Origin of the sequence: Aeromonas sobria (assembly GCF_000820145.1) — a bacterium.
GTDB lineage: Bacteria > Pseudomonadota > Gammaproteobacteria > Enterobacterales > Aeromonadaceae > Aeromonas > Aeromonas sobria.
The window spans coordinates 48,623-60,725 of the sequence record NZ_CDBW01000023.1; the positions used below are offsets into that span (position 1 = coordinate 48,623).

Genomic DNA, 12,103 nt, shown 5'->3' on the forward strand with positions numbered 1-12,103 from the left:
CAGCCAGGGGTTTCATCTTGGGGGCCAGCGATGACCGACGGCGCCCTGTCGGCCCTCATCGTCGAGGGCGGGGCCATGCGCAGCATTTTTGCCAGCGGAGTCCTCGATGCTTTCATCGAGAGTGGCTATTTCCCCTTTGATTTTGCCATCGGTGTCTCGGCCGGCGCGACGGCCCTGCTCTCCTACCTGAGCGGCCAGACCCGTCGTAGCCACCACATCATTACCGAGCTCGCCTGCAGCTCGGATTTCCTCGACCCGTTACGCTTCGTCAAGGGCGGCAATCTGGTAGACATTGAGTGGTTGTGGCGCACCAGCTGTCACCGTTTTCCACTCGATTTCGACACCTTTCGTGAGCGGGCAATCCCGTTCTATGCGGTGACCACTGACGTGGAGACGGGCTGTGCCGCCTACTTGCCGGTACGTCATGACAATATGGCTGAGGTGCTGACGGCCACTTGCTCCTTGCCCGTGGTGCAGCATGAAACACCCTGTGTCGAAGGTCGTCCCATGGCGGACGGCGGTCTCAGTGACTCCATCCCGGTGATCGAAGCCTATCGCCGTGGAGCACGCCAGCTGATGGTCATCCTGTCCGAGCCATGGGGATATAGAAAGAAGCCAGCACGCTTCTGCTGGATGGTGAAGACATTGCTAAAGACCCAGCCCGCGCTGGCCAACGCCATGCTGATGCGTGCGTATCATTACAACCGAGCCCTCGATTTCATCGCCAATCCCCCTGCTGATTGCAAGATTGAGGTGATAGCACCGCCCGGTGACTTTGCGGTATCTCGTTTCACCAAAGATCCAGCCAAGCTCGACGCCGGTTACCTGCAGGGCTACTGGCAGGGATGCCAGAGCCTGTTGCAGGCGAGAGAAGAGATAGCCTGAGCGATCAGGCGGCAGAGACGAGTCAATGGCGCATTCATGAGCATTCATCAGGGCCCCGGATGTCCGCCACGCCCTGTTTTTCTCATACCTGTGAGCGTTTGCCGGTTCAAGGGGGATTCGCCGCATTTTTGCAGCTGAACTTGAAATCGCTTTCAGAAATCCTTTTCAACTGTGATCTGCTTCATAGCTTTTTCCGTCGCCAGGCTCTAGCATGACGGCACGAATTTGGGGCTCACGCCCTCGATTTTCCCGCTGTGGGAAGTACCGGACAATCCGGCTATTTCCTTCGTTACTTTCGACGGTCATCACGGATGGCCGTTTTTTTTTGAGTTATTTCGCAGTTAAGGGTCGAGCCGCTGACGCTTTACCGTTAAAATTCCGCTTTTGCACCTGCCCGTGAGTCTTGATGTCTGCGTCCACCCTCTCTTCGGATAGTTATGCCCTGCTCAGCACCCTGCAATTGCAGCGCGTCGCCAGTACCCGTTTGCTGCAAGATCAACTGGCGGTTGGCCATGCGCTGATCGATAAACTGACTCCGCTGCAAGAGGCCGGGTTGGTGAGATTGCGCGGAGAGCAGCAGTGGAGCTTGACTGCCGAAGGCACCCTGGCCTTGATCCTCGGGGTGCGTGCCGGACTCTGCCCGGCGCCGGACTGGAGCCGGGTGCCCTCGTTGACCGGGCAGGACCTCACCCATGCGGTGGTGCGCGAGCTATGTCGCGGCAAGGCGGGAGAGATACCGACCTATTTTTCCGCCAGCGATCTGCTGACCCTGCTCGATACGCCGGATGCATACCAACTGTTGGCAGGCTCCAGCCCCGCCTGGCAGCAACTGCTGCTGGAGCACTTCTCGCTGCAACTGCTGCTCGATGCCCCTTATGAAGAGCGCTGGCCGCTGGCCAATGCCCTGGTGCGCTGTACTCCCGAGGTACAGACCCGAGCCAAAGAGTGTGAGGCCGAGTGGCACTGGCTTTGCGGTGATGGTGAGCTGGAGAGCAACAAGGATGCCACCACCTGCTGGCCTGCGCTGCAGGCGTTGGCCCAGCAGAGCCAGAGTGGCCCGCTCGATGAGCATTTGCTGACAGCGCTGGGTCAGTGGCAGGGCGGTGATGAAGGTAATGCCGGGCAGTGGCCCCGTTCGTTCAGCGCCCTGCTCTGGCTTGGCTGGTTGCAGCAGGCCGATCCGGTCATTGCCAGCGAACAGCGCAAGAAGTGGCAGCGCAGTCTGACTGGCCAGTTCCCGCTGCTCTCGGATCTGCTCAGCCAGTGGGCGGGCGATCGTCACGGTCAGGCGGTCGGTCTGTTCGATACCCTGCAACTGCCGGTGGAGGAGCTTCACTGGGGTTATCTCTGGCTCGATCTCTGCGCGCTGGCCCGTCACGGCGCCCAGAGTCCGCAAGTGGCGATGCTGCACAAGTGGGATCTTACCCATCTGCTCGATGCCGAGCCCCATCATCGCCTGATGGCGTTCTGTCAGGATCTGCTGCGTATTCTGCTGGGGGAGGGGGCCAAAGGGGCGCCCCTTTGCCAGCTGCGTAGCAGTCATGGCTCGGCGGATAGTCAAGCGAATGAGCAAGAAGAGGAGGCCGACGAAGATAACAGTGCGGCCTCTGCCAGCTGGCTCAACTGGTTGCAGGGGTTGGGTCGCTCCAGCGGGGTGCGCAAGCCCCAGGAGCGGCTGGTGTGGCTGCTCCATGCCGAGGGCCCGGAGCTGGAGTGCAAGATCCAGAAACTGAGTACCAAGGGGGAGTGGACCGCTGGGCGTCGGGTCGATCCGGCGCTGCTCTCCACCCAATATGCGGCCATGCTCGATGAGCACGACTGGGCGCTGGTGCGCACCCTGCCACGGGTGATGGGACAGTTGCCACGGGATGTCTGGCCACCGCTGGCCGATCATCCGCGGTTGTTCAATGCCAAGGGGCAAAAGCTGCAACTGGCCATCAGTGCGCCCTTGCTGCAGGTGGTCGCCACCGAGCAGGGAATGAGTGCGGCGCTCTGCCCGGATGCCGCGGCGCGCGGGGCCCATATAGTGCCGCTGGCGCAAGACTTGTGGCAGTTGATCCTCACCCCGCAGCCGCTGCTCGACCGGCTGCCCGCGCTCGAATCTATCCCGCTGTTGCCCGCCGAAGGGCTCGCCGAGCTGCAACGCACCCTGGATGGTATTGTTGAACTCCCTTGGCACAGTCAGGTCGAGGGGCTTAGCGGCAATGCCGAACTGGCCCCCTGGCCGGGTATTCCGTCAGTGCAACTGGATTGGCAGGATGGCCAGCTGTCGGTCAAGCTGGTTACCCGCTTTGACGAGCTGCCGCCCCAGCCCCTTGGCAAGGGGGAGCCCATCGTGCGGCAGGGGATCAAGGCGTACCACTACTGGCAGCGCGATCTCGCGGCCGAGAAGGTGCAGGCCCAGCTGCTGCGCAATCAATTGCCTATCGGCTTGCCCGGTAGCGAGTGGTTGCTGCAAGGGGAGCAGGCGCTGGCGCTGGTCAATGCCCTGCCCGAGCTGGTGGATGCCGGCGTGGTGATTCACTGGCATCAGGATAGCGCCCGCCTCAAGAGCCTTGATGAAGCGGCCCTGAGCCTGCGCATCGAGCGGCGGCAGGACTGGTTCCAGGTCGAAGGGGCGCTGGCGCTCGATGAGCATCAGATCCTCGACCTGCGCCTTATCTTGCGCCAGATGACCCCGGGCCAGCGCACCGTTCAGCTCGACGAGAAGACCAGCCTGATGCTGAGCGACAAGCTGGTGGAGCGGCTTACCATGCTGGGGGCCATGCTCGATGAAGAGCAGCGCATCAACAACAAGCTGGCCTATCCGCTCACGCGCCTGCTCTCGGTCATTACCACTGAAGGGGATACGGCGTGGCAATCCCTGCAGCAGGAGTGGCAGCAGGAGGTCGCGTGCCCGGACGAGCTGCTCACCGCGCTGCGAGACTACCAGAAGGATGGGGTGCGCTGGCTGGCGACCCTGGCCCATCATGGTTTTGGTGCCTGTCTGGCCGATGACATGGGTCTGGGCAAGACACTGCAGGCGCTGATCGTACTGCGGATGCGCCAGCACTTGGGCCCGGCGCTGGTGGTAGTGCCCAAGTCAGTGGTCACCAACTGGCAGGAAGAGGTGGCTCGCTTCGCCCCCGAACTGGAGGTGGTGGTGTTTGAACATGCGTCCGGGCGCGAGGCGATCATTCGCGAGGCCAAGGCCGGTCAGTTGATCCTCATCAACTACGGCATGCTCGGCAGTCTGGCGGAGGCACTCAAATCCCGCCGCTGGTCGAGCATGGTGCTCGATGAGGCGCAGCAGATCAAGAATGCCGGTACCCAGCGCGCCAAGCTGCTGTTCCAGCTCGACGGTGACTTTCGCCTCGCCCTCTCCGGCACCCCCATCGAGAACCATCTGGGGGAGCTGTGGAGCCTGTTTACCTTTATCAACCCGGGGCTGCTCGGCAGCCTCGGTGAGTTCAAGCGCCGCTTTGGCAAGGCGGTCAAGGATCCCCAACACATGGCGCTGCTGCGGGCGGTGATCAGCCCCTTCATCCTGCGCCGTCTCAAGCAGCAGGTGCTGACCGAGCTACCGGACAAGACCGAGATCATCCATCACATCAGCCTCTCCCCCGAAGAGCGCCAGCTCTACGAGGCGACCCGGCGTGAAGTGGTGCAGCAGGTGCAAAGCGCCGATGGCCGCGCTCTGATGCATGTTCTGAGCGGTCTGACACGGCTGCGCCGCCTCTGCTGCTCGCCGGAGCTGGTGATGCCCGAGTGGTCGCAGACCAGCAGCAAGCTGGACGAGGCGATGGCGCTGCTGGAAGAGGCGATCGACGGCGGTCATCGGGTGCTGGTGTTCAGCCAGTTCGTCGATCTGCTGAGCCTGCTGCGTGCCCGCATCGAGCAGAAATCCTGGGATTACTGCTATCTGGATGGCGGCTGCTCCGCCAAGTCCCGTCAGGACTCCATCCTGCGTTTTCGTCATGAAGCGGTGCCACTGTTCCTCATCAGCCTCAAGGCGGGGGGCACCGGCCTCAACCTGACCCAGGCCGATACCGTGCTGCACCTCGATCCCTGGTGGAACCCGGCGGTGGAAGATCAGGCGAGCGATCGGGCCCACCGGATGGGGCAGACCCAGCCGGTGACTGTGTACCGGCTGGTGTGCGAGCAGACGGTGGAGGAGAAGATTGTCGCCCTGCACGACGAGAAGCGGGCGCTGGCCGATGGCCTGCTGAGCGGCCAGTCCGAGGTGCGCGGGCTGGATGTGGAGAGCCTGCGGGCCCTGCTGATGGGCTGATTGGCTTAACCGTCTTCCATCCATACCTGCAGAAAAGGGGGAGAACATCTTGAGATGTTCTCCCCCTTTCTCGTTTGGGATGCTGATGTGGGATGCGTCGTTTATCGCGGCAAGGCGGCCCAGTTACTCCTGATCCAGTCACCCCTGATAGAGATAGAGGTGCAGCCGCTCGATGATGGGCTCGCCACCAATCTTGCGATCCCGCCGCGCCTGTCGGCTCTTGGGGGGGTAGTTGCCCAGATGGGTGACCGCGGGCGGGGTATCCGAGCAGAGCAGCAGCGGCAGGCTCGCCTTGATCTGCTGCTTGCGCGGGGTGCGCTCCAGCCAGAGCAGGTTGATCATCGGGTGGGTCTTGACCGGGCGGCGGATCCGCAACTCGGCATCGGCGGGCAGGCGGCGAATGTCATACACCTCCTGATCCACCATCTTGCTCCACTCCTCGTTGTTGGAGAGGGCCGGAATGTAGCGGCGGCTGCGCTCCAGCATCTCCAGCACCTGCTCGCGACGGAGGCGATTGATGGTCTGCTTGTCGGCCCAGGTAAAGCCGAGGGACTGTAGCTCCCCGGCCAGCAGGGTCAGTTTGCGATAGACCTGCAAGGTGATCACCCCGGGCAGGGCGGTGTGCACCAGATCAAACTTCTCGTCCCGTCCGCCCGCCTGCTGCACCAGTCCCTTGAAATCGAGCTTGTGCTGGTTGATTTGGTCTATCAGCGGTTGCAGCAAGGGGGCGGCGGCGGCAGGAAAGCGCAACCAGCCGGGCAGCCGATGAGTCGCCTTGGTGGAGCAGCCGGGGCGGGCACTGTGATCCCGATAGGCGGCGAGAGTGGCCGCCAGCGCCGCTTCACCGTTGAGGTAACCCACCTCAATCTGTTCGATCGGGTCGTGCTCTTCCCCTTGTGGCACCGGGGGAAGGGGGTAGACATGGGCCTCTTGCAGCGCGAGCTGGCCGAGCAGGTCAGTCAGCTGGTGCAGGGAGGCTTCAATGGCTTCCATCTGTTGGCGCAGGGCCGCGGTCGGGGTAAAGGTATCCATCGATGATCCTGTGGTTGCATCCGCCTTTGACGGCATAAGCGATGGCGTCAAAGGCGGGCGACTAAACTACTGTATAAATAACCATATCATTGTGTCGGTTGCGCGCCAAGGGGCTCGTTTGCAGGTTGCTGTTCAGCAGGATGTGAGTGAATGACCTGAAGTTTGTTTTATGTATCACTGTGTTAAATAGAGATCACCAAAAGATCACCTGATTAACAACTGAATGTAATGGTGGGGTTGCCAGCGCTTGGGGGCATATTGGCGAGTGCATAGGCAGGGCGGTAAATTGCATATGTAAGGTGGTGCCATGCAGCACAATATGCTGTGGGCAGTGGATGGCCGAATGGTGATTTAATTACTCGTTATAAATCAAATGATTAAAATCGTATCAGTCAGATTTATGCCATTAGTTTTACTAATGTAATGTATCAAAATTCGTCAATTGAGTCGGATGGTCTCCCTGACTAAGCTTTGCGCATCAAATAAAGCCCAGTGCGCAAACATAATCCAGAGGAGCCACAACATGGCCAACATGACTTATACCGAAACCGGTTACCAGCAGTCCAGCCAATTGAATCTGGTTGCCCGGGTGAAAATGGCCGTTCTGACTTGGCTGGAGCGTAGCCGCAGCCGTCGCCAGCTCTCCGAGCTGCCCGAGTACCTGCTCAAAGACATCGGCCTGAACGAGGCTGACCGTTATCAAGAGACCACCAAGCCGTTCTGGCGTGGTTGATCAACCGGGCATGGATGCCTCGTTTTTCTGCTGACTCGTTTGCTGTCCTGCCCCTGTGGCGCCCTGCTATCAGGCCGGCAATAGTCTGTTTTATCTCCCCCCATTTTCCCCCTGTTGTTCGTTGATCCTCTTTCCTCTCCTCTTTATTTCACATCGCTACTGTCATTGCTGTCGTCGTTCGATTGTTATCAAAATTGTGTCGTTAATGTTTGAATTTGTTTAAAAAACGATTTTAAGCCGCGACGCCTTGCGTATAATCCGGCCATAGTGATCCAGAGCAAGAGGGTGAGACGGATGATTCCCCAGCACGATTTTTTGGCCCTGACCCGCAGCAATGAGTGGCAGCTTGAGCCCTTTGATTTTGCCTTGCCCGACGGCGCGCGGGTCAGCGTCTGGGATACGGGAGTGCTCTGTCTGGAGCCTGCCAGTGGCGCAGGCGAATTGCTGGACGGGCGCAAGGATATCGTCCTCTCTTGCGGCATTCACGGCAACGAGACCGCCCCCATCGAGATCTGCAACCAGCTGCTGAGCCGTTTGCTCTCTGGCGAGCTGAGCGCCCGCCATCGGCTGTTGTTTCTGTTTGGCAATCCGGCGGCGATGAATCTGGGGCTGCGAGAGGTAGAGGAGAACATGAACCGGCTCTTCTCTGGTGCCCACAGCAAGGGGGAGGGGCTCTGCAATCGGGAGCGGATCCGCGCCATGCGCCTCGAGCAGTATGTGAGCCGCTTCTTTGCCGATCCGGCCCGGCCTCGCTATCACTACGATCTGCACACCGCCATTCGCGGCTCTCGCCACGAGAAGTTCGCCGTCTACCCCTTCCCCCACGAGCGGCCCCACTGCCGCGAGCAGGTGCAGTTCCTTGGCGCCTGTGGGGTGCGTACCCTATTGCTGTCTAATGCCCCCACCACCACCTTCAGCTACTACAGCTCCCGCCAGCATGGGGCCCATGCCTTTACGGTGGAGCTGGGCAAGGTTCGGCCGTTTGGCGAGAACGACATGACCCGCTTTATCGAGACCCGGCAGGCACTGCAAGAGCTGGTTAGTCAGGATGAAGTGGTGCTGGAGCCCTGGCGGGCGGAGGAGTTCACCCTGTTTGCCATCGATCGGGTGATCACTAAAAAATCGGCGGACTTTCGCTTCCTGTTTGCCAGCGATGTGGACAACTTCACCGAATTTCCCCAAGGATTCGTGTTGGCCGAGGATGGCGAGCTGCGCTACACGGTTGAGCAGCCGCGAGAAGCCGTCGTCTTTCCCAATGCCAACGTGGCGGTCGGCCAGCGCACCGTGTTGCTGGTGGTGCCAACAAGGCTCTGGGAATAGCGCTTGAGTTCTTTGCCGGCAGAGTGGTGAGGCGTTCGCAGGCGGCGCCAAGCCCACTGTTTGGGTTTGCGGCTGAGACACAGCGCTTTGCCGCAGGAATAAAAAAAACGGGGCCAGTCATCTGACTGGCCCCGTTTTTTTATCGAGTTCAAGGGGTGGCGCTTAGCTGTTGTTCTTCACAAACAGGGTCAGCTCCTGACCGGGCTTGAGGTATTCCCCTTTATCCAGCTGGTTCCAGCGCATCACATCGTTGATGGCAACCTGGAAGCGGGCTGCGATGGAGGAGACAGAGTCACCGCGGCGTACCTGATACACCATCGACTTACCGCTCTTCTTGCCTGGCTTGGTATAGACCACCAACTTCATGCCCGGCTTGAGTGCCGATTTGGCATTCAGACCGTTCCACTTGGCCAGTTCGCTATGGGAGACGCCATGGGTCTGGCTGATGCTCCACAGGTTGTCACCTGAGCGGACTTTATAGTTGATCTTGTTTTGGCTGCTGCCACGGCTGGCAAGCTGCTGAGGCTTGCTGGCGGGGGTGGCTTTGCTGCTGACCCGACCGTTGTCCGGGATCTCCAGTCGCTGACCACGACGCAGGTTATTGCTGCGCAGATTGTTGGCCAGCTTCAGTTCACTGACGCTGACGCCGTGATTCTGGGCGATCCGTGACAGGGTGTCGCCACTGGTGACCAGATAGGAGCCAGAGCCCGTAGTGGTGCGAGTGCGCTCACTTTGGGGCAGATCGGCCAGCGCCAGCTCCAGGGTATCGGCATACTCTACCGGTACCAGCAGACGGTAAGGGCCACGGGGGGACATCACGCCACGGCTCAAGGCCGGATTGACCTCCTTGAGCTGTGAGGTGCGCAGGCCCGCCAGTTGTGCCGCCACGTTCAGATCGATCCGGCTACCGGTATCTACTACCCGCAGCTGCGGCTGGTTGGCGAGCACCGGCAATTGGACGTTGTACTTGTCGGCATTGCTGATCATGTCCGCCATGGCCAGGATCTTGGGGACATACATCCGGGTTTCGCGGGGCAGGTCCAGCGACCAGTAATCGGTCGGTCGACCGGCGCGCTGGTTGCGTTGAATGGCGTTGCGCACCCGACCTTCACCGGCATTGTAGGCGGCCAGGGTTTGCAGCCAGTCGCCATCAAAGAAGCGGTTGAGGTATTCCAGATAATCGAGCGCCGCATTGGTAGAGGCCATCACATCACGGCGACCGTCATACCAGTTGTCATGGCGCAGACCGAAGTTCTTGCCCGTGGCGGGCACAAACTGCCACAGACCCACCGCATTGCTGCGGGATCGGGCATGGGGATCAAACATGCTCTCGATCATCGGGACAGTAATAAGCTCCATTGGCAGCTCACGCCGTTCAATCTCCGCCACCATCAAATAGAGGTAGGGTTCAGCCCGGCTGGCAATGGTCGCCAGATGCATATCATTACGCAACAGCAATGCACGTTGTTGACGCACGCGATCATTCTCTGGGGTATCAAGCTGCATGTCATTGCTGATACGTACCCACAGATTGTCGGTATCTTCCATTTCGTCTAGCTGTTCATCGCTAAACAGAAAACCGGAAGCGTGCTTTTTGTGCGCTTTTTTGTTGACTTGGGGGGACTTGATCGACTCGATTGCCGTTAGCGCCCGGTCATCCTGATGGCTCAGGTTTTGGCAGCCGCTGAGCAACAGCGCCGCCAATAAGGCCGTTCGTACCTTCATCTCGCTCCGGTCATTTTTAGGAAAAACAGCGGGCATCATAAGGGGCAATGCCCCTCTGATCAAGGTTTGTTCAAAAAACGTCCTTCCACTGGCGCAGTATGGTGAAGGTATCTACCGGATTTTCCACGCATTTTAGCCCATGCTTTTCAGCAGAAAATTTTACCGAATCCTGCTCGCAGCGCAGAAAAACGTTGAAAGTGCGCTCGTCTGCCAGTCGGGTCGGCAGGCTTGGCAGCCCTTGCTGGCGCAGTTTGCTGATCAGACCGATCTGACGCTGGATCGCCGGGTTGCCCGGTTCGACCGCATAGGCAAACCGCAGGTTGGAGAGGGTGTACTCGTGGGCACAATAAATGAGGGTTTCATCGGGCAGGGCGGCGAGCCGTTGCAGCGAGTGGTACATCTGCTCCGGCGTCCCTTCAAACAGTCGGCCACAACCGGCCGAGAAGAGGGTGTCGCCACAAAACAGCATGCCGTTGCCATGGTAGGCGATGTGGCCACGGGTGTGGCCGGGCACATGGAGCACCTCGAGGGCGAGGCCGTGCCAGGTGATCTGATCGCCGTCGTCCAGCCACTGGCCGTGGTGATCCGGCATGGGGTCAAGTTTGGGGCCATAGAGTCTGGCATGGGGGAAGTGGGCGAGCAGTTCAGTGACGCCGCCCACATGATCATGATGATGATGGGTCAGCAAAATGGCATCGAGTTGCAACCCCAGCACTGCGAGCCGCTCCAGCACCGGCGCGGCCTCGCCAGGATCGACCACCAGGCAGTGATTTTCGTGGCGGATCAACCAGATATAGTTGTCATTAAAGGCAGGAACTGTGATGACGGTATACATGAGTTTGCTTCTCTTTAGGGAGGGTATCTTATATAACAGGATGGCGTTCGAAACCCCGAGTTGAGCTCTATTATGCAGGTGGCACATACCGAACAACAAATCGAGATACCGACCAGCTGGTCTGCCCTCCCTATGGGGGATTGGGTAGCCGCAGAAATCCAGGATCGACTCGACAACTGGTGTCCCAATCTGTTTGGTTATCATCTGCTGAAAATAGGCGCCCTGAGTGCCGAACTCTCCTGTAAACGTTCATCCATTCGCCATCAAATAGGGGTGGCGCCCAGCGGGCGCTTGCTCGATATGTATGGCGATCCGCTGGATCTGCCGGTACGTACCGGCAGCGTCGATGCCTGCCTGCTGGCCCACTGCCTCGACTTCTCTGCCGATCCCCATCAGGTATTGCGTGAAGCCGAACGGGTGCTGACCGACGATGGCTGGTTAATCATCAGTGGCTACAACCCCTTGAGTCTGGTCGGGATAGGTCATTGTGTGCCGTTCTTGCGGCGAAAACTGCCCTGGTCGGCACGGATGTTCACCCCTGGACGAGTCACGGACTGGCTCCATCTATTGGGTTGTGAGGTGATGTTTGATGATCGTTTTGGCTACTCGCTCATGGGCAAGCAGAGCTGGCATAGCTGGTGGCGAGAGAGTGTCGGGCGGGATTATTGCAGGGCGTTTGCCTCGGTATACGTGATCGCGGCCCGTAAACGGCGCTTTCCATTGCTCCCGGTGCGGCGGCGCTGGCAGTTGCCAAAGTCGCTTGCCACACCGGGAATGGCACGTCAGGGCTGGTAGCCGGTATCCTCGGCCAGATCCTTGCCGCAGGCGGCGTCACGGGCCAGTTCGTCACAGCGCTCGTTTTCGGGGTGACCCGAATGGCCTTTCACCCAGAGCCATTCGATCTGATGGCGAGCCACTTCCGCATCCAGCTCCTTCCAGAGATCGACATTTTTGACCGGCTGACGGCTGGCGGTGATCCACCCTTTTTTCTTCCAGCCGATGATCCACTGGGTGATCCCCTGGCGCACATACTGGCTGTCGGTGGTGAGACGTACCTTGCACGGTTCGTTGAGGGTGCGCAGGCCCATGATGGCGGCCATCAGCTCCATCCGGTTATTGGTGGTCAGGGTAAAGCCTGCGGAAATTTCTTTACGATGGGTACCGTAGACCATGACGGCGCCGTAACCACCGGGGCCGGGATTACCGAGGCAGGAGCCATCGGTATAGACATCAATGTGTTTTAACATGAGCAATCAATCTGTTTTAGCATGAGGCTTGGGGTAAACTAGCGAGTAAAACCGAA

The 12,103-nt window shown here is 59.6% G+C and carries 9 protein-coding genes; 5 read left to right on the plus strand and 4 right to left on the minus strand.

The window, feature by feature from the left end:
• The first annotated feature begins 30 nt into the window (after positions 1 to 30).
• A complete protein-coding gene (locus BN1135_RS11555; protein WP_042021214.1) occupies positions 31 to 885 on the plus strand; it encodes a patatin-like phospholipase family protein in 855 nt (284 codons plus the stop codon).
• Positions 886 to 1,291: 406 nt separating this feature from the next.
• Positions 1,292 to 5,155 (plus strand): DEAD/DEAH box helicase, encoded by a 3,864-nt coding sequence (locus BN1135_RS11560; protein WP_042021215.1) that lies wholly within the window; start codon positions 1,292 to 1,294, stop codon positions 5,153 to 5,155.
• A gap of 138 nt (positions 5,156 to 5,293) precedes the next feature.
• Here BN1135_RS11560 and BN1135_RS11565 read toward each other — a convergent pair whose 3' ends face one another.
• Positions 5,294 to 6,187, minus strand: a complete 894-nt coding sequence (locus BN1135_RS11565) for a DNA replication terminus site-binding protein (RefSeq protein ID WP_042021216.1) — start codon at positions 6,185 to 6,187, stop codon at positions 5,294 to 5,296.
• A 523-nt stretch (positions 6,188 to 6,710) separates the two neighbouring features.
• Here BN1135_RS11565 and BN1135_RS11570 point away from each other — a divergent pair.
• Positions 6,711 to 6,920, plus strand: a complete 210-nt coding sequence (locus BN1135_RS11570; protein ID WP_042021218.1) for a DUF1127 domain-containing protein — start codon at positions 6,711 to 6,713, stop codon at positions 6,918 to 6,920.
• A gap of 294 nt (positions 6,921 to 7,214) precedes the next feature.
• Positions 7,215 to 8,240, plus strand: a complete 1,026-nt coding sequence (astE, locus tag BN1135_RS11575; protein WP_042021219.1) for a succinylglutamate desuccinylase — start codon at positions 7,215 to 7,217, stop codon at positions 8,238 to 8,240.
• A 162-nt stretch (positions 8,241 to 8,402) separates the two neighbouring features.
• Here astE and BN1135_RS11580 read toward each other — a convergent pair whose 3' ends face one another.
• Entirely contained in the window at positions 8,403 to 9,965 is a 1,563-nt protein-coding gene (locus BN1135_RS11580; protein ID WP_042021220.1) for a lytic transglycosylase, read from the minus strand.
• A gap of 70 nt (positions 9,966 to 10,035) precedes the next feature.
• Complete coding sequence (gloB, locus tag BN1135_RS11585) at positions 10,036 to 10,800, minus strand: hydroxyacylglutathione hydrolase (protein ID WP_042021222.1); 765 nt, start codon at positions 10,798 to 10,800, stop codon at positions 10,036 to 10,038.
• Positions 10,801 to 10,872: 72 nt separating this feature from the next.
• On the opposite strand from gloB, the gene BN1135_RS11590 reads away from it, so the two are divergent.
• The gene (locus tag BN1135_RS11590) at positions 10,873 to 11,595 is read left to right on the plus strand and encodes a methyltransferase domain-containing protein (RefSeq protein ID WP_042021223.1); all 723 of its coding nucleotides are present in this window, start codon (positions 10,873 to 10,875) and stop codon (positions 11,593 to 11,595) included.
• Here the strand turns inward: BN1135_RS11590 and rnhA are convergent.
• On the minus strand, positions 11,583 to 12,047 hold the full coding sequence (gene rnhA, locus BN1135_RS11595) for a ribonuclease HI (RefSeq protein ID WP_042021226.1): 465 nt from the start codon (positions 12,045 to 12,047) through the stop codon (positions 11,583 to 11,585). The genes BN1135_RS11590 and rnhA overlap by 13 nt on opposite strands.
• Positions 12,048 to 12,103: the final 56 nt, after the last annotated feature.

Bases quoted from the DNA above. Each gene is read 5' to 3' on its own strand.
- BN1135_RS11555 (WP_042021214.1), top strand. From the start codon at position 31: ATGACCGACGGCGCCCTGTCGGCCCTCATCGTCGAGGGCGGGGCCATG.
- BN1135_RS11560 (WP_042021215.1), top strand. From the start codon at position 1,292: ATGTCTGCGTCCACCCTCTCTTCGGATAGTTATGCCCTGCTCAGCACC.
- BN1135_RS11565 (WP_042021216.1), bottom strand. From the start codon at position 6,187: ATGGATACCTTTACCCCGACCGCGGCCCTGCGCCAACAGATGGAAGCC.
- BN1135_RS11570 (WP_042021218.1), top strand. From the start codon at position 6,711: ATGGCCAACATGACTTATACCGAAACCGGTTACCAGCAGTCCAGCCAA.
- astE (WP_042021219.1), top strand. From the start codon at position 7,215: ATGATTCCCCAGCACGATTTTTTGGCCCTGACCCGCAGCAATGAGTGG.
- BN1135_RS11580 (WP_042021220.1), bottom strand. From the start codon at position 9,965: ATGAAGGTACGAACGGCCTTATTGGCGGCGCTGTTGCTCAGCGGCTGC.
- gloB (WP_042021222.1), bottom strand. From the start codon at position 10,800: ATGTATACCGTCATCACAGTTCCTGCCTTTAATGACAACTATATCTGG.
- BN1135_RS11590 (WP_042021223.1), top strand. From the start codon at position 10,873: ATGCAGGTGGCACATACCGAACAACAAATCGAGATACCGACCAGCTGG.
- rnhA (WP_042021226.1), bottom strand. From the start codon at position 12,047: ATGTTAAAACACATTGATGTCTATACCGATGGCTCCTGCCTCGGTAAT.